The sequence below is a fragment of the Ruegeria sp. K5 genome, assembly GCF_056531805.1.
Map to the genome: position 1 here is coordinate 1 of NZ_JBQFML010000009.1, position 19,801 is coordinate 19,801.

At 60.3% G+C, this 19,801-nt stretch carries 18 protein-coding genes; 6 read left to right on the forward strand and 12 right to left on the reverse strand.

The window, feature by feature from the left end:
• Positions 1 to 345: 345 nt before the first annotated feature.
• The 12 genes from ACR0MO_RS18165 to ACR0MO_RS18220 form a co-directional block, all read right to left on the reverse strand.
• Positions 346 to 1,836, reverse strand: coding sequence for a mannitol dehydrogenase family protein (locus ACR0MO_RS18165; protein ID WP_480892642.1), 1,491 nt, complete (start codon positions 1,834 to 1,836; stop codon positions 346 to 348).
• Positions 1,836 to 2,609, reverse strand: a complete 774-nt coding sequence (locus ACR0MO_RS18170; RefSeq protein WP_480585804.1) for an L-iditol 2-dehydrogenase — start codon at positions 2,607 to 2,609, stop codon at positions 1,836 to 1,838. Before ACR0MO_RS18170 ends, ACR0MO_RS18165 begins: the two co-directional genes overlap by 1 nt.
• Positions 2,606 to 3,610: an ABC transporter ATP-binding protein gene (locus ACR0MO_RS18175; protein WP_170634606.1), complete on the reverse strand. Its 1,005-nt coding sequence runs from the start codon at positions 3,608 to 3,610 to the stop codon at positions 2,606 to 2,608. Before ACR0MO_RS18175 ends, ACR0MO_RS18170 begins: the two co-directional genes overlap by 4 nt.
• Before the next feature lie 12 nt (positions 3,611 to 3,622).
• Positions 3,623 to 4,453, reverse strand: a complete 831-nt coding sequence (locus ACR0MO_RS18180; protein WP_170455969.1) for a carbohydrate ABC transporter permease — start codon at positions 4,451 to 4,453, stop codon at positions 3,623 to 3,625.
• Positions 4,454 to 4,465: 12 nt separating this feature from the next.
• Entirely contained in the window at positions 4,466 to 5,332 is an 867-nt protein-coding gene (locus ACR0MO_RS18185) for a carbohydrate ABC transporter permease (RefSeq protein WP_170455967.1), read from the reverse strand.
• 107 nt (positions 5,333 to 5,439) lie between these two features.
• Positions 5,440 to 6,744 (reverse strand): ABC transporter substrate-binding protein, encoded by a 1,305-nt coding sequence (locus tag ACR0MO_RS18190; RefSeq protein WP_170455965.1) that lies wholly within the window; start codon positions 6,742 to 6,744, stop codon positions 5,440 to 5,442.
• Between the two features lie 95 nt (positions 6,745 to 6,839).
• Entirely contained in the window at positions 6,840 to 7,865 is a 1,026-nt protein-coding gene (locus ACR0MO_RS18195; RefSeq protein WP_170455962.1) for a LacI family DNA-binding transcriptional regulator, read from the reverse strand.
• Positions 7,866 to 7,962: 97 nt separating this feature from the next.
• Positions 7,963 to 8,973 (reverse strand): Ldh family oxidoreductase, encoded by a 1,011-nt coding sequence (locus ACR0MO_RS18200; RefSeq protein WP_170624800.1) that lies wholly within the window; start codon positions 8,971 to 8,973, stop codon positions 7,963 to 7,965.
• Positions 8,974 to 8,985: 12 nt separating this feature from the next.
• Positions 8,986 to 9,549: a DUF3726 domain-containing protein gene (locus ACR0MO_RS18205; RefSeq protein WP_170624799.1), complete on the reverse strand. Its 564-nt coding sequence runs from the start codon at positions 9,547 to 9,549 to the stop codon at positions 8,986 to 8,988.
• Entirely contained in the window at positions 9,546 to 11,207 is a 1,662-nt protein-coding gene (locus tag ACR0MO_RS18210) for a hypothetical protein (RefSeq protein ID WP_170624798.1), read from the reverse strand. Before ACR0MO_RS18210 ends, ACR0MO_RS18205 begins: the two co-directional genes overlap by 4 nt.
• The gene (locus ACR0MO_RS18215; protein WP_170624797.1) at positions 11,200 to 12,198 is read right to left on the reverse strand and encodes a membrane dipeptidase; all 999 of its coding nucleotides are present in this window, start codon (positions 12,196 to 12,198) and stop codon (positions 11,200 to 11,202) included. The genes ACR0MO_RS18210 and ACR0MO_RS18215 overlap by 8 nt, the downstream gene beginning before the upstream one ends.
• Complete coding sequence (locus ACR0MO_RS18220) at positions 12,198 to 13,640, reverse strand: aldehyde dehydrogenase family protein (RefSeq protein ID WP_170624796.1); 1,443 nt, start codon at positions 13,638 to 13,640, stop codon at positions 12,198 to 12,200. Before ACR0MO_RS18220 ends, ACR0MO_RS18215 begins: the two co-directional genes overlap by 1 nt.
• A gap of 104 nt (positions 13,641 to 13,744) precedes the next feature.
• Here ACR0MO_RS18220 and ACR0MO_RS18225 point away from each other — a divergent pair, with 104 nt between their 5' ends.
• From ACR0MO_RS18225 to napH, 6 genes are all read left to right on the forward strand, one after another.
• Entirely contained in the window at positions 13,745 to 14,620 is an 876-nt protein-coding gene (locus ACR0MO_RS18225; RefSeq protein ID WP_170634592.1) for a LysR family transcriptional regulator, read from the forward strand.
• Positions 14,621 to 14,739: 119 nt separating this feature from the next.
• Positions 14,740 to 15,255, forward strand: coding sequence for a ferredoxin-type protein NapF (gene napF, locus ACR0MO_RS18230; RefSeq protein ID WP_170455946.1), 516 nt, complete (start codon positions 14,740 to 14,742; stop codon positions 15,253 to 15,255).
• Complete coding sequence (locus tag ACR0MO_RS18235; protein ID WP_170455944.1) at positions 15,252 to 15,545, forward strand: chaperone NapD; 294 nt, start codon at positions 15,252 to 15,254, stop codon at positions 15,543 to 15,545. The genes napF and ACR0MO_RS18235 overlap by 4 nt, the downstream gene beginning before the upstream one ends.
• Positions 15,542 to 18,034 (forward strand): nitrate reductase catalytic subunit NapA, encoded by a 2,493-nt coding sequence (napA, locus tag ACR0MO_RS18240; protein ID WP_170524143.1) that lies wholly within the window; start codon positions 15,542 to 15,544, stop codon positions 18,032 to 18,034. The genes ACR0MO_RS18235 and napA overlap by 4 nt, the downstream gene beginning before the upstream one ends.
• A gap of 27 nt (positions 18,035 to 18,061) precedes the next feature.
• Positions 18,062 to 18,883 (forward strand): ferredoxin-type protein NapG, encoded by an 822-nt coding sequence (gene napG, locus ACR0MO_RS18245; protein ID WP_170455940.1) that lies wholly within the window; start codon positions 18,062 to 18,064, stop codon positions 18,881 to 18,883.
• Positions 18,880 to 19,797: a quinol dehydrogenase ferredoxin subunit NapH gene (napH, locus tag ACR0MO_RS18250; protein WP_170455938.1), complete on the forward strand. Its 918-nt coding sequence runs from the start codon at positions 18,880 to 18,882 to the stop codon at positions 19,795 to 19,797. The genes napG and napH overlap by 4 nt, the downstream gene beginning before the upstream one ends.
• Positions 19,798 to 19,801: the final 4 nt, after the last annotated feature.

The following is a 19,801-nucleotide window of genomic DNA, read 5'->3' on the forward strand; positions in this document are numbered from 1 at the left end:
AGGTCGCAGGTTCAAATCCTGCTCCCGCAACCAGTGTCAGAAAACCCCAACCCAGCCCGTTCAGACTACTATTGATCCACTGGATCAATTGCTTAACGTCTTCACCTCGTCAGGCTCATAACCTGAAGGTCAGAGGTTCAAATCCTACGTCCGAAACCAGCCGAACAAACCCAACCGATTCAAAAAGACAGCCCATCGACCTGTTTAACCAAAGGTTCACAGTGTCAAACCTTTGGCGGCGGCCGGTGATGGCGATTGGGTACCCAACGCGTTTGAGCGAAGGGCAATATCCGATAGATGTATCGTTCTTGGCCCAAAGTGATTTTCTTGGGTTTCCAGAAAATGTCAAAGGTACCGTTTCAATGTGGCCCGGGCTCCGTTCTGCCAAATCTCGGAAAGCCAATCTGAAAATTCCTGAGCGAAACGTTCGTTCAATCCGACCTGACCGTACAAACCGGTTTTAACAATCCACGCCTTTGGGTCGTCTTTGGCGGCAATTGCCGCCCGTTGCAATTCGTCCCACAGGGGGTCGTTGGCTTGAATTTGGGTTCCGTTTTCCCGAGTGCCCGCGCACATTCGGCACCAGAATGCTTCGGCAAGGGCCAAACCCGAAATTGACGCACCTTCCCCAAGCGCGTCCAGAAGGGACGGCAACAGGAACTCGGGGTGGCGAGAGGATCCGTCAAAGGCAACGCGGCGCGTTGTGTCCTGGATGGTTGGGTTTGCAAAGCGGCGCCCGATCAGAGTCAGGTATTCAGTGGGGGTGAGGCCGGGGACCGGTTTGACATGGGGCACAATGCACTCTGACTGGACTTTCCGGAAAAAACCGGCAAGATCAGGATCTTTCATGCAATCTGCAATTGTCGGAACGCTTAATATCTCTCCGACATTGGCAAGCAATTGGTGGCCACCATTCAGGATTCTGAGCTTCATGGCCTCATAGGTATGAACGTCGTTTGTTATGGTAACACCGACCTCTTCCAATGGTGGTCGGCCTGCACAAAACGCGTCCTCAATGACCCATTGGCGAAACCGTTCGTGGGTGACCGGGGCTTTGTCATCGACCCCCAGATCGTGACACATTGAAATGACCTGATCCCGGGTGACCGGGACGATGCAATCCACCATCGAATCCGGAAAAGCGCCCTGTTGGTCGATCCAATCGGCAAGATCCGGGTCCGACAATTGGGCCAGCCCAATGACGCAGGACCTGAGTATTGCGCCATTGCCCTTGAGGTTGTCGCAACTCAGCGCGGTGAACGGGCGCGTCCCGGCGTCCCGGCGGTGTTTCAGGGCCGCGACCAGCGCTCCGAACACCGTCCGGGGTTGGTTTGGGTTTTGCGTGTCATGTTGGATATCGTCATGTGTTGTGTCAAAATCGCCTGTGTTAGGGTCTTGATAGTAACCGCCTTCCGTCACCGTCAACGATACGATGCGGATCGCCGGATCCGACATCTGTCGGATCAGGGCACGGTTCCCCTTTTCAATAGGCACATAGTCGATCATCGGGGCGATGACCTCGGCCGAGATTCCCGAAGGGTCGAGCTCGATCAGGGTTGTCAGGCAATCCTGGGCCATCAGCTTTTCACGCATCTCGGCGTCATAGGGTCGAACGCCCGCGCCGATGATCGCCCAGTCATTCGCTCGGCCCATTTGCATCAGTTGATGGATGTACCAGGCCTGATGGGCCCGGTGGAAATTGCCCAAACCGATATGCACAATGCCCGGTGTTAGGTCTTCGGGCCTGTACCGAGGTGTTTTGACCTCTGCCGGCAGATCCGCCAAGGCAGATCGGCGCAGTTTGATCGGCATATGTGTTTCCGAGCGCGGGTCCATCAGCTCATCCAGTTTCCGCCATCGACGTTATAGGTTTGGGCCACGATGTATTCGGCCTCGTCCGAGGCCAGAAAGACGGCCATACCAGTCAGATCCCCGGCGTGGCCCATGCGGCCATAGGGGACCGCCGCCGCAACCTCGCGCTTTTTCTGGCCGGGCGCTTTGCCTTCGTATCTGGCGAAGAAGGCATCGACACCGTCCCAATGTTCACCGTCCACAACCCCGGGGGCGATGGCGTTTACGTTGATCCCGTGCTGGATCAGGTTCAGCCCTGCGGATTGAGTCAGCGAGATCACCGCAGCCTTGCTGGCGCAATAGACGGCGACCAGAGGTTCCCCGCGCCGTCCGGCTTGCGAGGCCATATTGATGATCCGACCTTTGACGTCGTTTTTGATCATGTGCCGCGCCACCGCCTGCAACGTGAACAGGGTGCCCGCCACGTTGATGTCAAAGACGCGCTGGTAGTCGGCGCGATCAATCTCGGTGATTGGCGCGGCGGTAAAAATGGCTGCGTTGTTGATGAGAATGTCGATGGTGCCGAACCGGTCGGCGGTTTGGTCAATTGCGGTCTCAATACTGGCCTGATCAGTGACATCCATTTCCACCGCCAAGGCCGCTGATCCAATCTGTGCGGCCGCATCTTTGGCGCGGGCAATATCGATATCGGCAATGGCAACCTGCGCGCCCTCGGCCACATAGGCCTGGGCAAAGGCCAGCCCGATCCCGCGGGCGGCCCCTGTAATCAGCGCGGTTTTGCCCTTCAGGCGCGTCATTCGATCCGCAGCCCCTGTTGATCAAACCGGTGAATGACGTCGGCGCGTGGGGTCAGGTGGATGCGATCCCCGTGGCGGAACCCGACCTCGCCATCCGCGCGGACGGTGATGGTTTCGGCCAGACCGGTTTCGTGGATGTGGAAGAACGTGTCGGACCCGAGATGTTCCGACACGCCGACAACGCCGGACCATGTGCCTTCGGTATCGGACACTGCGATGTGTTCCGGACGAATGCCGATTGTCTGCGCGCCGTGTTTTGTGGCCTCGTCCCCTTCGATGAAGTTCATCTTCGGCGAGCCGATGAAGCCTGCCACGAACAGGTTGCGCGGTGTGCGGTACAGTTCCAGTGGAGAGCCGACCTGCTCGATAACGCCTGCTTGCAGCACGACGATCTTGTCCGCCATGGTCATAGCTTCGACCTGATCATGGGTTACGTAGATCATCGTGGTCGCAAGGCGTTCGTGTAACTCACTGATCTCAAGCCGCATTCCCACACGCAACGCTGCGTCGAGGTTCGACAGCGGTTCGTCGAACAGGAACGCCGCCGGTTCCCGCACAATCGCTCGACCGATCGCGACCCGCTGGCGCTGACCGCCGGACAACTGCCCGGGGCGGCGGTCCAGATAGTCGGTCAGGTTCAGAACGCCCGCCGCGCCTTCGACGCGCTTGTCGATCTCGGCCTGATCCAGCTTGGCCATGCGCAACGGGAACGCGATGTTCTTGCGCACGGTCATATGCGGATACAGAGCATAGGATTGGAAAACCATCGCCAGCCCGCGTTTGGCAGGTGGCACGTCCGTTGCATCCGAACCGTCAATGTCGATCGAACCTGACGTGATATCTTCGAGCCCCGCGATCAGACGCAGGAGGGTAGACTTACCGCAGCCCGAGGGGCCGACGAAGACGGTGAACTCGCCATCCTCGATGGTCAGGTCCAGCGGGGGAATGACCTGAACGTCGCCGAAGCTTTTGGTCACGGACTTGAGTTGGATACGTCCCATACGTCGTCTTCCTTATTTCACAGCGCCGAAAGTCAGGCCGCGGACAAGTTGTTTCTGGCTGAACCAGCCAAGGATCAGGATTGGTGCAATCGCCATGGTCGAGGCCGCGCTGAGCTTGGCAAAGAACAGACCCTCGGGGCTGGAATAGCTGGCGATGAAGGCGGTCAGAGGCGCGGCATCGACGGCTGTCAGGTTGAGGGTCCAGAACGCCTCGTTCCAAGCCAGGATGAAGTTCAGCAACACGGTCGATGCGATGCCGGGAATGGCCATGGGCGTCAGCACATAGAGGATTTCCTCTTTCAAAGTTGCCCCGTCCATCCGCGCGGCTTCCAGAATCTCACCCGGAATTTCGCGGAAATAGGTGTACAGCATCCAGACGATGATCGGCAGGTTGATCAGCATCAGGACAACGACCAGCCCTCCGCGAGTATCCAGAAGACCCAGCCGGATGAACAGCAGGTAGATCGGATACAGAACGCCGACCGCAGGCAGCATCTTGGTGGACAGCATCCAAAGCAGGATGTCCTTGGTGCGCTTCGAGGGCACAAAGGCCATCGCCCACGCGGCGGGCACCGCAATGATCACGCCCAGAATGGTTGAACCCCCCGCGATGATGACCGAGTTCCACAGGAACCGCATATAGTCCGAGCGTTCCTGCACGATGGCATAGTTCTCCAGCGTCCAGTTGAAGTTCAGGAACAAGGGCGGGCTGGCAATCGCCTGCGCCTCGGTCTTGAAGCTGGTCAGAATGGTCCACAGGATCGGGAAAAAGATCAGCAGCCCAACAGCCCAGGCGAGGGCGGTGTTCAGCGTTTTACGACGGGGTGTGACAGCGCGGGCCATGGTCTTACCTCCTCACGCGTCCAGGTTTTTGCCGACGATACGCATCAGGAAGATGGCAACGATATTGGCAAGGATGATGGCGTAGACACCTCCGGCTGATCCGAGGCCAACGTTCTGGCTTTCCAGCACGCGCTGGAAAATCAGGTAGGTGAGTGTGCGGGTGCCGAACGCGCCGCCGGTGGTCACGAAAATCTCGGCGAAGATCGACAGCAGAAAGATCGTCTGGATCAGGATCACGATGGTGATCGCGCGGCTGAGATGCGGCAGGACGATGTGGTAAAAGCGTTTCAGCACCGGCGCACCGTCCATTTCAGCCGCTTCCAGCTGCTCACTGTCCAGCGACTGGATCGCGGTCAGCAGGATCAGCGTTGCAAAGGGCAGCCATTGCCATGAGACGATCATGATGATCGAGGTCATCGAAGCCTCGGACAGCCATGAAATCGGCTCGGCCCCGAAAAAGCGCCACAGATGCGCCAACAGGCCGTTCACCGGATCCATGAACATGTTCTTCCAGACCAAAGCGGAGACGGTGGGCATCACAAAGAAGGGCGCGATCACCAGAATGCGGACAACGCCTTGCCCCCACATCGGCTGGTCCAACAGCATCGCCAGCAGCACACCCAGAATGACCGTGATCACCAACACGCCGCCGACAATCAACAGCGTCGCCTGAACCGCAGGCCAGAAGGAACTGGAGGAAACGAACCGGATGTAGTTGTCGAACCCGACCCAACCCAGATCACCACCGCGCAGGGGCAGGTATTTCTTGAAGGAGAAATACAGGGTCATCGTCAGAGGCACGAGCATCCAGCCAAGCAGCAGGACCACTGCGGGTGCCATCATCAGGCGGGCAACGGATCGGGAATGTTGGGTTGCCATGGCGCAAGACCTCTCTGTTCAGGCATAGGGCTAGCCTGCGAGAAAAACACGAGTTGTGAAAGTGGGGAGCGGGGGACAGGCACCTGTCCCCCACTGGGAGGGAGGCCTCAGTACCCTGCGGCTTCCATCTCTTCGGTGGTGAAGGCCTGCGCTTTGGCAAGGGCTTCGTCCACGGTTTGCTGACCGGCATAAACCGCCGAGAATTCCTGGCTGACCTGCGTGGCGATGCCTGCAAACTCAGGAATGGCGACAAACTGGATGCCGGTATAGGGCGTCGGCTGGGCGCAGCAGTTCTGCGGATCCGCCGCAAGGATCGACTTCAGCGTCATCTGCGCGAAAGGGATGTCCTTGTAGTTGTCGTTTTCATAAAGCGAGGTCCGCGCACCCGGAGGCACATTGGCCCAGCCTTCGTTCTCGGCCACCAGCTCGATATAATCCTTCGAGGTCGCCCATTCGATGAACTGCTTCGCGGCGTCTTCCTGCTGCGTGCCAGCCGGAATGGCCAGTGCCCAGGCCCAGAGCCAGTTGGCGCGCTTATCAACGCCTTCTGAATTTGGTGCCAGCGCAAAGCCGACCTTGTCCGCCACGGTTGAATCGTCGGGGTTGGTCACGAATGATGCGGCAACGGTCGCGTCGATCCACATCCCGCACTTGCCCTGCTGGAACAGTGACAGGTTTTCGTTGAATCCGTTGGTGGCATAACCCGCAGGACCGGATTCATTCATCATATCGACAAAGAATGTCAGTGCTTCTTTCCACTCGGGCTGATCGAACTGGGGCTTCCAGTTTTCATCGAACCAGCGCGCACCGAATGAGTTCCCGGTTACGGTGATAAAGGCACCGCCTTCACCCCAGCCCGCCTTACCGCGCAGGCAGATGCCGTTGATGTCATTGTCCCGGTCCGTCATCGCCGCCGCAGCTTCGCGGATGAATTGCCAGGTGGGCGCTTCGGGCATTTCCAGACCGGCAGCCTCCATCAGGTCGGTGCGATACATGATCATCGAGCTTTCGCCATAAAACGGCGCGGCATAAAGCGTGCCGTCATTGCTCAGCCCGCCTGCCATGGCGGGCAGCAGGTCGCCCACATCGTAGTCATCGGACATGCCATCCAGCGGCACCAGCCAGCCATTTGCGCCCCAGATGGGCGTTTCGTACATGCCGATTGTCATGATGTCGAACTGGCCACCCTTGGTGGTGATGTCCGTGGTTACGCGCTGACGCAGCACGTTTTCTTCCAGCGTCACCCATTCCACATCAATGCCGGTCGCTTCGGTGAAATTGTCGGTGTAGCCCTGCATCCGGATCATGTCGCCATTGTTGACGGTGGCGATCGTTATGGTTTGCGCATGGGCCGCGGCCGTGGCGACGAAAGTCAGTGCAGTCGCCGCACGAAGTGCGTTCTTAAAATACATCCCTGTCCTCCCTGAGCTTGGATGTCATGCAGGAAGGGTAGTCGGTAAATTATCGCGGCGTCAATAAAAACTTTACGCGCGTTAAAGTTTGGCGATCATGCAGACTCCCGCAATACAAGCCGGGCCGGGAACAGGGTTTCCCTCCGGCTGTCAAATTTCCCCCCACTTTCAATGAGTTCGAACAGTGTTTCGACACTGCGCCCCGCGACATTGTCATAGTCATGCGCCGCCGTGGTCAAAGACGGGCAGGTGAATTTTGCAAAGGGATGATCGTCGTTCGAGGCGACCCTCAAGCTGCAATCGTCTTTGCGACCAACCCGAATCCCCTGCTCGTAACAGGCGGCAAGAAACCCGATTGCCAGGCGGTCATTGCTGCACAGAACCGAGTTTGTTTTCAGCGCGCCGTCCTCCAGAACTTTCAACGCGCCCCGATGCCCGATCTCTTCAAACGCCCAGCCTTCACCGTCGATCCTGATCACATGGGGGTCGAACCCCAGGCGCTCCATCACCTCGACATAGGCTTTGCGCCGCTTGTTGGCGTTGGGGTTTGCGGGTGTCCGCATCTCGAAGAAAGATGGCGGCTCGCCAGTGCGGGTCATGTATTCCACGGTCTGCGAGACAAAGCTGAAATTGTCTGATCCGATAAAGGCCGCACCCAGCCCCTCGATATTGCTGTCGAACAGGACCGTCGGCACATTCTTGCAGAACTTTTCAATCGCCGACCGGTCCGAGTCGCGCCCCAAGGGCGCAAGCAACACACCCGCCGGTTTCAGCGAGCGCAGGCTGTCCAGAATCTCGACCTCAAGTTTCTGTTCACCATGCGAGCTGAACAGCGAAGGCCGATAGCCTGCGGCGATGCAGCTTTGTTCCAGATAGCGTGCGATCTCGGCAAAGAACGGGTCGGCAAGGTAGGGGACCACGATGCCGATATTCTTGGTCAGTTTCCGGTTCTGATTGATCGCGAAGATATTGGGGCGGTAGTCGAACCTCTCCAGCGCTTCTTCGATGCGGGCGCGGGTGGTTGGGCGGACGCTGTCAGGATCATGGAAGTATTTGGAAACGGTCGGCCGGGATATTCCGCTGAGGGCCGCGAATTCTTCCATATTCCTGATTTTGGTCATTCTACCCTGCCTGCACCCGGAGAGCTGTCTTGATTTGCGCTATCTTTACATAATCTTTGCGCGCGATAACAATCAAGGGTCAGGCAGCCGCGTTTGTTCAGGCAAGGATCGCTTCGATCCGATCCAGGGTCGCCTGATTTACCGCGACGCCCTGCTCGGCAGCGTTGCGGCGTTTCGCCTGACGGCCATCGCCGGGCAGATGCGCGCCGTCTTGCGCGCGAATGGCGTGGACAAGCGCCTCAATCCGGTCGGCAAACGCCCCACCGGATGTCGCGCCGGGATCGATGGCCAGAAACATCTGGCCGGTGCGGGGCGGGCCGCCTGCGGTGCCCGAGAAAGGCGACGCGTCGATCCCCAGGGTCGCGCCGGTCATGGCGGCAGCCAGGACTTCGGTCAGCAGCGAAACTCCGACGCCTTTATACCCGCCTGACGGGGCCATCGAGCCTTTGAGCCCCACATTAGGGTCTGTTGTCGGATTTCCCTCGCTATCCAGCGCCCAACCTACGGGGATCGGTTTGCCTTCGCGCGCGTGTTTCATCACTTCGGATTTGGCGATTGTGCTGGCGGATTGATCGATCAGCAAGGCAGGCTGGCCGTCTGGTCCGGGTGCAGCGACAGAGAACGGGTTGGTCCCGACCACCGGCTTCGCCCCGCCCGACGGCGCAATGGACGCGGGCGCGTTGGTAAAGCCCAGTCCCAGCAGCCCGGCCTGTGCCAGCCGGTAGGTGTGATAGCCCAGAACCCCGCAATTATAGCTGTTCTTGATGGCCAGCGCGGCAATCCCGTGTTCCTTGGCCAAAGGGATCAGCCTTTTGAACCCCGCATCGATGGCCGAATGGGCAAAGCCGGTGGCCGCGTCAACTGCGATCACGCCCGGGCGTGGCTGGTCCACAACCGGTGTGGCCTGCCCATCCACCTTGCCGCATTGCACATGCTCGCAATAGATCGGGATATAGGCCAGCCCGTGGCTGGCAACGCCGTCGGCTTCGGTTGCGGCGGTGGCAACAGCCAGGGGTCGGGCGTTGGCCTCGGACGTTCCAGCGGCCACCAATGCGTGCAGGGCCAGATCTTCGATTTCGGCCAGTGTCAGGGTCTTGGTTTGCATCATCAACTCACTCGGTCAGTCATTGTCAGTTGTCCCGGCACCTGCGCCGCGCGCGCGGCTTTCCTCGGTCGCCGGGGCATAGGTTCGATGGGCCAGCGCGTTCAGTGCCTGCCAATCGCGCGGCAGTGGCGCGGCGCGGGTTGCATGGGCGCGGGCTGTGGTCAAAACGCCGCCGCTTGCGATGGTTACGGTCTCGGACCGGTCAGGAAATCCCTGCGCCAACTCCAGTGACCTGCCATTTGTCACCGCCACCACGCCGCCGCATTTCACAGTGACACACGCTTTGATCAGGCGGGCGGCGTTGGCTGCAAAGGGCAGGATCATAAGCGGAGTGCTGACAGCGGGAATGGTGACGGTTTCGGTGGTCAGAACGCGCGCCCGATCCGACAGGGACACGCCCTTGATCAGTGTTTGCGCCCCGGTCTCCAGATCAGTGGTCAGAGCACCGACCCCGTCCAGACCCTGAGCGCACAACCAGCGGCAGGCCTTTGCCGCCTCGTCCGCCAGCCCCCAGGGTTGGCCCGCCCCACGGGTCGCCCGCTTGGCGATGGTTTCCACCTCATTCAACGACAGGGTCATGCGGACGGCTCGGGATAGACCCACAGGTCGGCATTGTCCGGCGTCAGATCGGGCGGATAAGGGGCCCCGGCATACATGACCACGCGCACCCACCGGTCCGAGCGGGGATCAAACCGGGTTACGCCAAAAAAGGACAGTTTGGCGCGCAGCATGTCAATCGGCACCACGTCGGCCCCGATCGTGTTCGAGCGGATCTCGCCATAGGGCGCTGAGCGTGTGATCTGGGCGCGCCGGACGCTTTGGCGATGTTCGGGGTGGTGGGCGAGGGTGTCTGCCACCGGGCTGTGCGGGTCCGCTGTTACAAGCACGGCCAACGCTGCCGTGGCATCACGGGCCGGGGCCAGCGGTTGTTCGTAGGCTTCTATCGGTTCCTCGAACCGTTCGCCTAACCTTGGTTCCAGCTTCTCTTCCGAGATATACCACGCCCTTGCGCAGTTCTCGGGCGCGGTCCAGTCCCGATCCAGCAAGGGGCCGAAATTCCGACGCAACAGGTTGGACACCTCAGCCACAGGCATGGACCCATCCAGCACAAAGGGCCCGCTGTGATCGGACATTGTGGTCGCCAGATCATCGACCAGATCGCCATGCGGCTCCAGAATCAAGGAGGCGACAAGCTCTTGCCCTTCAGCGCTGAGCGTTTGGTCCGTCCAAATCATGAGATTATTCCAAGGCGTCGCGCCCGACAGCCCTGTATCTTCCAAATAAGACCCAAGCGCGGCCAGATCGTCCGTCAGGTGCTGAAGCTTGACGATCTGGATTGGGTGTTCAGATCGCCATGTCGCCACAAGCTGTTCGCACCTGTTGACCAGATCGCGAAACAGGTCGATCTGTTCAGGCGAGGCGGGCAGGTCGCGCACCCGCGCAATGGCGGTTTCGCGGGCCACAATCCAATTGTTCAGCAAAACCGGATGGTTGACCAGATAGGGGGCCATGCCCAGCCCGGTCGAATTGCCGATGCCGATCTGCCGCGCAAGACCTTCGTCCAAACGCGCGGCCCTGTCGCCGCCGCGCACCTGTGCCATATGCTCGACCAGATCGCGTACGAACCAGCGGGTCAGGTAGACCGACAGCATCTCGGCCTGAAACGGCGACTGCATCTCGGGCCGGTTGGCAATCACCTCGCGGTCGGCGGCCCCCAGCTTGCCCGAGCCGTAAACAGCGGTAGTGCGCATCAGATACCCGACCGCCTCAAGCTGGTTCGCATCCGGCTGGCGGCCATTGGACAGGCAGTCCACCACATGTTCCCACAACCGGACCGAGCGGTTGGCGCGGCTGACCGAAATCTCACGTTCAGTGACCCGGCCCGCTTCTTGCAGGGGCACGTTTTGCGACAGGCGCTCGATGTCATGGGGCTCGGGCACGCCGTCAAACAGGGTGAATGTCGTGTCCCATGCGGTCGCAATCACCCGGTCCGAGCGCATGTGGTCCGGCAGATCATGGGCGAATGCCACCAGCGAATAGGCGCGCTCCGGCCCTTGCGCGGTATAAACGGCGTGACCCACGCCCTGTGCGTCGATCTCAAAAACCGGGCGTGAGAATTCCCAGCTTTCCCGAGCCATCCGGCGGGTCAGCTGCCGCATGAAGCTGAGCCGGCATTGATGCAGCGACCCCAGCCGTTCCAGAGTCATGATCTTCTCGGGTGGGCGCAGCTCAGCCATCTGGTTGCACCTGCGACGTGAAATTTTCAGCGAAGAAGCGATACCAGTTGCCGCCCATCACGGCGGCGACATCCGAGTCATCCATGCCGGTTGCGCGCAGGCCGGATTCGATGTTGCCAAAGTCGCGATTGTCCCGGAACCAGTCTGGCATGGGCGGAAACCCCGGCGCAGCGGCCGAGCCTTCGCCATAGTCGATCTCTTTGCTCCACCGTCCCACGCGCATCCATTCCACAATGCTGTCGGGCTGATCCTGACACAGATCCGTGCCGATCCCCAAATGCTCGATGCCAAACCTGTCCGCCGTGCGCGCGATCATCTCGCAGAACTCCTGCAGCGAGCAGCCCGAGCCGCCCTTCAGGTGATGAGGGTAGATCGAAAAGCCGAACATGCCGCCATTTTCTGTCACTGCACGGATGACATCGTCGCGCTTGTTGCGCAAAGCAGGATGCCAGTCGTGGGGGTTGGCGTGGGTGATGGCGATGGGGCGGGTGGAATGATCGGCGGCTTCGATGGTCGAGCGATCCCCGGAATGGCTCATGTCGATCACCAGCCCCACGCGGTTCATTTCGCGCACGACCTGCTTGCCCATTCGGGTAAGGCCGGTGTCTTCGGCCTCATAACAGCCGGTCGCCAGAAGGGACTGGTTGTTATAGGTCAGCTGCATGAACCGCGCGCCCAAGGTGTGCACGATTTCCACCAGGCCAATATCGTCTTCGATGGGTGAGGGGTTCTGGAAGCCGAAGAACACCGCCGTGCGCCCGGTTGCACGGGCGCGGTCGATATCTGCGGCGGTCAGCCCCTTCATGATCAGATCCGGATACTGCTCGAACCAGCGGTTCCAGCGTTCGAAGTTCAGGACGGTTTCGCGAAAGCTCTCATGGTAGGCGATGGTGACGTGGATCGCATCGACCCCGCCTTCGCGAAGCTGCCGGAAAATCTTTTCCGACCAGTTGGCATATTGCAGCCCGTCTATTCTGAGGGTGGGCCGCATCAGACGGGGCCTGCGCTTATGTAGGCGGTTTTGACCGTGGTGTAGAACTCGGCCGCGGCCTTGCCTTGTTCGCGCGGTCCGTAGGAACTGTCGCCGCGCCCGCCAAACGGCACGTGATAGTCGGTGCCCGCTGTCGGCAGGTTCACCGTGACCACACCGGTGCGCGCATTGCGGCGGAAATGCGTGGCCCGCGCCAGCGAGCGGGTCACGATGCCCGAGGTCAGGCCGAAATTGGTGTCGTTGACGACGCTCAGCGCCTCGTCATAGCTGCCGACCTTGATGACGCTGGTCAGGGGGGCGAACATCTCTTCACGGTTTATCGCCATGTCATTGGTGGTGTTCAGGAACACGCCGGGGCTCATGTAGAACCCGTCATGCGGCATATCCAGACCTGCGCCGCCACAGGCCAGCTCGGCCCCTTCGGATTTGCCCAGATCGACATAGGCCAGATTTTCGTTCAACTGCTGCTGGCTGACGACGGGCCCCATCTGTACGCCCTCTTCCAGCGCGTGGCCAACCTTCATCGCCTGCGCACCGGCGACCAGTTTCTCGACAAATGCATCATGGATGTTGGCGTGGACCACCAGCCGGGATGAGGCAGTGCATTTCTGTCCTGTGCCACCAAAGGCCCCGCCCAGTGCCAGCGTGACGGCCAGATCCAGATCGGCATCGTCCATAACCGCCAGCGCGTTCTTGGACCCCATCTCCATCTGCACTTTGGTCAGGTTCTGGATTGCAGCGGCGGCGATCCCCTTGCCCACGGGAACCGAGCCGGTGAAGGAAATCGCGTCGATCAGCGGGCTTTCCACCAGACGCTGACCAATCGTGCCGCCCGAACCCATGATCAGGCTGAACAGACCTTTGGGGATATCCTGCCGCGCGATGATCTCGGTCAGCGCGACCGCCGATGCCGGGGTCACATTCGCCGGTTTCCATACGACCGCGTTGCCATAGCACAGCGCAGGCGCGATCTTCCACGAGGCGGTCGCGGTCGGGAAGTTCCAGGGGCTTATGATCGCAACGGTGCCTACGGGCTCGCGGCGCACGTCAATCTCAATATCTGGGCGCACGGAATCGGCGTTTTCCCCGATCTGGCGCAGGCATTCGGCGGCGTAGTAGGTGAAGAACTGACCGGCGCGATAGACTTCGCCCTTGCCCTCGGCCAGCGGTTTGCCTTCTTCACGGCTCAGCAATGTGCCCAGCTCTTCTGCGCGGGACATCATTTCGGTGCCGATGGCGTTCAGCACGGCCTGTTTCCGCTCCAGCCCATAAGCCGCCCATTCGGCCTGAGCCGCGCAGGCGCGGGTCAGGGTGGCGTCCAGCTGATCCGATGTCGCCTGAGCGTACAGGCCGATCAGGTCGGTTACATCCGACGGGTTGCGGTTTTCAATCTCGGTATCACCCGCCAGCCATTCGCCAGCGATAAGGTTCTTGTGGGTCACGGAAAGCCTCGGGAAGGGTTTGAGCAAGGTTGCGGGATGATGGACATGGGGCAAAACATCAGTCAAACTCAAATTTCTTGAGAAAACTTCAGGAAAATTGAAATATGGCGATCAAGATCGAGATGTTGCGATGCTTCTGCACGGTGGCGGAAACGGGCAATCTGGCGGATGCGGCAGACCGGCTGGGCCGTACGCAATCTGCGGTTTCCATGACGCTGAAACAGCTTGAGGCGCATCTGGGCCGCCCCTTGTTTGTCGGAGAGCGCAAAAACCGCCTGACGGATTTGGGTGCCCATGTGCTTCAACTGGGCCAAAGCCAGTTGCGTCAGTTCGATTCGACGCTGGAAACCATCGACATGCTGACCCGCGCGCCGCAAGGCCTGCTGCGGATTGCGGCAGTACCGTCGATGGCGGCATTGGTCTTTCCGCCCCTCGTGCGTCATTTCACCGACCACCATCCGGGGGTGAAGATCGAGCTGCGGGACACCGATACCGAGCAGGTTCTGGACGCCATCGGGCAGGGCTGGGCGGATATCGGGATCGCCTCGTCCAGAAGGCCGGTGAAAGGCACCAAAGTTGCGCCGCTGTTTCAGGACCCGTTCGGGTTGGTGATGTCGGATCATCACCCGCTGGCCTCGGTCTCTGGACCGATCACCATCAGTGACGTGTTTCGCAGCCCGTTTCTGCGCAATGCGCTGTGCGATCAGATACAGTCGCGGCGCATTCAGGACCATCTGGCCAGAATCGATGTCACCGTTCACAACACCCATTCCCTGCTGGCCATGGTCAGCACCGGCAGCTGGGGCACGCTGTTGCCTCAGGCCGCGACTCGGCTTGTCTCATCCGATCTAAAGTTCCGAAAAATCGTTGATCTGCCGGAAACGCGCGAGGTCTTTTTGTACCAGTCCGAAACCACCGCCTGGCCGATGCTGGCGGACGAGGCCGCCGGGGTAATCCGGTCGTCCAGCGCCAAAACATGATTCTTAATGAGATTATTTGTTTTGCCGCGTGAAAATTGACCTGCGTCAAATTCGGTAAGTTTGAAAACTGTTAGCACGGCTGATACGTTTGACATTGTCCAGGACACGGTCGCCAGCACATGAGCCAGATGACCACAAGACGCGCGTTTCTCAGCGCACGCGCACTTCGCGAGGATAAGGACGCGATTCGTCCTCCGGGTGCGGTGGAATCTGGTTTTGTGGATGCCTGTTCCGCATGCGGGGATTGCATAACCGCTTGCCCCGAAGGGATTTTGTCAAAGGACGCCGATGGATACCCGATCCTTGAACTGAATGCCGGTGCCTGTACCTTTTGTGCAGGCTGCGCTGAGGTCTGCGAAACCGATGCGCTGCAGGTTGATCGCGTGCCTGACTGGCCATGGCGCGCCGCCGTACAGGCGACCACGTGCCTGTCGATGAAGGGCATCAGTTGCCGTGTGTGTCAGGACAGTTGCGATGCGCGTGCGATCCGTTTCCAGTTGCAACTGGGCGGGCGTGCGGAACCCGTTCTGGATCAGGACAGTTGCATCGGCTGCGCCGCCTGCGCCTCGGCCTGCCCGGTTGGCGCGGTCGCGCTTGAACGCCCTCAAACACCCAAACCAGAGGTCATCCAATGAACATTTGCGGTTGCCTTGTTCACGTGGCTGCGGATCGAACCGCATCAGCCCGTGCAACCATGACCGAAACCGATGGCGTCGAGGTTCATGCCGAAGCCGAAGATGGCCGTTTCGTTGTTGTCGTCGAAGATACGTCCGACCGATTGGCATCCGAGACGATCATGGATCTGCATCAGATCCCCGGCGTGATTTCACTGACGCTGACCTATCACCATTTCGAAGATCTGGCGGAATCCCCGCCCCAACCCAATGCCCCAAGCCAACCGACCAGCAGGAGGCTCGTCCAATGACTGTTTCTGAATCCCGTCGTACATTCCTCAAGGCATCTGCTGCTGCCGCCACCGCTTCGGCCGCCGGTATCCCGATGGCTGCCGGTCAGGCGAATGCACAGGCCGATGCGCCCGACATCCGCTGGGACAAGGCAGCCTGCCGGTTCTGCGGCACCGGCTGCTCGGTTCTGGTGGGCACCAAGGATGGCCGCGTGGTCGCAACCCAGGGCGACCCGGACGCACCGGTCAACCGGGGCCTGAACTGCATCAAGGGCTATTTCCTGTCCAAGATCATGTACGGTCAGGACCGCCTGACCACGCCGCTGCTGCGCAAGACCAATGGCGAATACGACAAGAATGGCGAGTTCGAGCCGGTCAGCTGGGACGAAGCTTTTGACGTGATGGCCGCCAAGTGGAAAGAGGCCCTGGCCAAGAAAGGCCCGACCAGCGTGGGCATGTTCGGCTCGGGACAGTGGACGGTTTGGGAAGGCTATGCCGCTTCGAAACTGATGAAAGCTGGCTTCCGGTCGAACAATATCGACCCCAATGCGCGGCACTGTATGGCCTCGGCCGTGGTGGGCTTCATGCGCACCTTCGGCATTGACGAGCCGATGGGCTGCTATGACGACCTCGAACACGCGGATACGTTTGTTCTGTGGGGCTCGAACATGGCCGAGATGCACCCGATCCTGTGGTCGCGCCTGACCGACACGCGCCTGACCAAGCCGGGCTGCGAAGTGCATGTGCTGTCGACCTTCGAACATCGCTCGTTCGAGCTGGCCGACAATGGCATCGTGTTCGAACCGCAGACCGATCTGGCGATCCTGAACTATATCGCCAACTACATCATCCAGACCGGCGCAGTGAACGAAGAGTTCGTCAAGAACCACGTCAACATCACCAAGACCGCAACCGATATCGGTTACGGCCTGCGCGACAACAACCCGCTACAGCAAGAGGCTGAGAACCCGAACTCGGGCAAGCTCGAGCCGATCAGCTTTGAGGAATATGCCAAGGCAGTCGAGCCTTACACGCTGGAATACACCGCCGAACTGTCCGGCGTTCCGGCCGACAAGCTGGAGAAACTGGCCAAGCAATATGCCGACCCGAACCGCAAGGTCATGAGCCTTTGGACCATGGGCTTCAACCAGCATACCCGCGGGTCCTGGGTGAACTCGCTGATGTATAACGTCCACCTGCTGGTGGGTAAGATTTCGGAACCCGGCAACTCGCCCTTCTCGCTGACAGGTCAGCCCTCGGCATGCGGGACAGCGCGCGAGGTTGGTACCTTTGCCCACCGTCTGCCCGCTGACATGGTGGTGGCAAATGATGAGCACCGGAAAATCTGTGAAACCGCGTGGAATATCCCTGAAGGAACCATTCCGCCCAAGCCCGGTTTCCACGCGGTTCTGCAGCACCGCAAACTCAAGGATGGCGACCTGAACGCCTATTGGGTGCAGTGCAACAACAACATGCAGGCCGCGCCGAATATCAACGAGGAAGGTTATCCCGGTTACCGCAACCCGGAAAACTTCATCACCGTGTCCGATCCCTATCCGACGGTCACTGCCGTATCCGCCGACCTGATCCTGCCCACCGCCATGTGGGTTGAAAAGGAAGGTGCCTATGGCAACGCCGAACGCCGCACCCAGTTCTGGCGGCAGCAGGTGAAAGCGCCGGGTGAGGCGAAATCGGACCTGTGGCAGTTGATGGAATTCTCCAAACGCTTCACCGTCGAAGAGGTCTGGGGCGAGGAACTGCTGGCCAAGATGCCTGAACATCGCGGCAAGACCATGTTCGACGTGCTTTACGCAAACGGACAGGTCGATAAGTTCCCGCTGTCCGAAACCGCCGAAGGTTTCGACAATGACGATGCGGAACATTTCGGGTTCTACGTTCAGAAAGGTCTGTTCGAAGAATATGCCGAGTTTGGGCGCGGACATGCGCACGATCTGGCCCCGTTCGAGATGTACCATCAGGCGCGCGGCATGCGCTGGCCGGTCGTGGACGGCAAGGAAACGCTGTATCGCTTCCGCGAAGGCTATGACCCTTATGTGTCCGAAGGTGCGGGCGTCGAATTCTATGGTCACAAGGATGGCAAGGCCAAGATCATCTTTGCGCCGTTCGAACCCGCTGCAGAGGTGCCGGATGAAGAATATGATCTGTGGCTGTCCACCGGTCGGGTTCTGGAGCACTGGCACTCGGGTTCGATGACCCGCCGTGTGCCGGAACTGCACCGCGCCTATCCGAATGCGGTCGTCTACATGCACCCCGAAGACGCGCGGGATCGTGGTCTGCGGCGCGGGCAGGAAATCGTGCTGTCCACTCGCCGTGGCGAGGTCACAAGCCGGGTCGAGACCCGTGGCCGCAACAAGGTGCCGCGTGGTCTGGTCTTCATGCCCTGGTTTGACGAGCATCAGTTGACCAACAAGCTGACGCTGGACGCGACCTGCCCGCTGTCGAAAGAGACCGACTTCAAGAAATGCGCCTGTAAGGTCGAGCGCGCGTAACCGGCAAGGATCGCAAAGGTCGTCCCCATGTATCCCCTTGTCGACACACCCCTTTCGCCGCAGCGGCGCCGGTTCCTGCAGGACTCGGCGCGGGCGGCGGGCGGCTGCGCAGTCGCCGGGCTCGGGCTGGCGTGGCTGGCCCGCGATGCCCGTGCCCTGCCGGCCGAGGCATTGCGCCCGCCCGGTGCGCTGCCGGAAAAGGAGTTTCTGTCGGCCTGCATTCGCTGTGGGCTCTGCGTGCGGGATTGTCCTTACGATACGTTGAAACTGGCTGAGTTAGGATCTGATGCTGCGGCAACGGGCACACCCTATTTCACTGCCCGTGATGTGCCCTGTGAAATGTGCGACGACATTCCGTGCGTCGCGGCCTGTCCGACAGGGGCGCTGGATCCGGGTCTGCAAAACATCGACGACGCCGAAATGGGCGTTGCGGTGCTGGTCGATCAGGAGAACTGCCTGAACTTCCTCGGCCTGCGCTGCGATGTCTGCTATAGGGTCTGCCCCGTCATTGACGAGGCGATCACACTGGAAACCGCGCATAACACCCGCTCGGGCCACCATGCGCTGTTCATTCCAACGGTTCACGCTGACCGCTGCACCGGCTGCGGTGTGTGTGAGAAAAGCTGCGTTCTTCCCGATGCGGCGATCAAGGTCCTGCCCACCCGACTGGCGCGCGGCAGCAGCGCGGATCACTACCGCAAAGGCTGGGAAGAGAAAGAGGCCAGGGGCGCCCCCTTGGTCGAGGGTCTGATCGATCTGCCCGATCGCCTGCCGGGACCGGGGATCGACAATCTGGCTACACCCGGCGGGTTCGAGCCCGGATACGCTCTGCCGGGGGCAGGGCAATGAGCGCGCGCACCCATATGCCTGTCGGGCGTGAGGCCATCGAGGCCAAGGGCTGGATCGGCGCACATAAGTTCCTGCTGTTGCGCCGTAGCAGCCAGCTGTTGTTTCTGGCGCTGTTCCTTCTGGGGCCATGGTTCGGCATCTGGATCGTTCAGGGCACGTTGGCCGGGTCGCTGACCCTTGGCGTCTTGCCGCTGACCGACCCGTTTGTTCTGATGCAGAGCCTGATTGCAGGCCATTGGCCCGAATTGACGGCCCTGATCGGCGGGGTAATCGTGCTGGTCGCCTATGCGCTGATCGGAGGCAGGGTCTATTGTTCCTGGGTGTGTCCCATCAACCCTGTGACCGACGCGGCCAACTGGCTGCACCGCAAGCTGGACCTGCCCAAAGGCTGGCAACCCAAACGCGGAACCCGCCTGTGGGTGCTGGCCACGGTCCTGATCGTCTCGGGGCTGGGCGGTGTGATTGCGTGGGAACTGGTGAACCCGATCACCATGCTGCATCGCGGATTGATCTTTGGCATGGGCTTTGTCTGGGCCATGGTTGCGGCCATCTTCGTCTTTGACCTTTTCGTTTCGCGCCATGGCTGGTGTGGGCACCTGTGTCCGGTTGGTGCGTTCTACGGCCTGATCGGAACCAAAAGCCTGCTGCGGGTCAGCGCCCACAACCGCGTTGCCTGTGACGATTGCATGGATTGCTATGCGGTCTGCCCCGAAAATCAGGTGATCTCGCCCGCTCTCAAGGGCAAACCGGGATCCAGCCCGCTGATCCTGTCGCCCGACTGTACCAATTGCGGCCGCTGCATAGATGTCTGCGCGGTCGACGTCTTCAACTTTACTCACCGGTTCGACGACCACGTCACCAAACCCATCCGTCCAGTTGCCGCGCCAGAGACGCGCGCCGCCAGACTTCATTAAGGGA